Consider the following 645-nt stretch of genomic DNA (forward strand, 5'->3'; position numbering starts at 1 on the left):
AATGCGCTTTATCTCATCGATTGGGGCAACAGTATTCAAATGTCGGGTAAGTGGGGCTACGTGTTTTCGTATCTCAGCGCCGCTCTGTGTGGCGACATTGAAGAACTGGCTGACACGCTTATTGCGATGAGTACTGACCCAGAGAAGCACTCGGAGCAGCGCTCAAGGATAGTAGAAGCGCTCAGCGAAACACTTAGTAAGAAATCCATTGTGCCGATAGAGCCGTGGGAGCTTTGGAAGTTTTATCAAGAGGGAGGGGCAGGTTTGCAAATTCGCACAAGCGCGGCCATTCAGCTGCTCTCTAATACTTATCAGCTTGGAATGACAATTCAGAGCGATTACTTGCACTTATCTCGCTCAGTCTCAGCAATGATAGCGAGTTACGCAAACTTATACGCAAAAGAGAAGCGTATAACCGTAGCGAAGGAGTTTGCAACAGGGCTTGTCGGCGTCCCGTTCAAATACGGGCTGCTCAATTTGGCGCAGGATGCGTCGCAGTTCTTTTTCAAGCAACTCCGCTCAGCGCCAATTAAAGTACCAAAATTATCCATGCAATTGGTTCCAATCTCCCTTAACGATAAGGCACGATATGAACCCTCAGAAAATTAGACTGCTTTTTGAGCATGACGATTTTTTGGTCTGCGA

At 47.4% G+C, this 645-nt stretch carries 1 pseudogene; it reads left to right on the forward strand.

Features of this window, described 5'->3' with window-relative positions:
• Positions 1-609: pseudogene (locus A3750_RS26300) on the forward strand (hypothetical protein); the annotation flags it as partial.
• Between the last annotated feature and the right edge of the window lie 36 nt (positions 610-645).

The organism is Oleiphilus sp. HI0079, assembly GCF_001635105.1.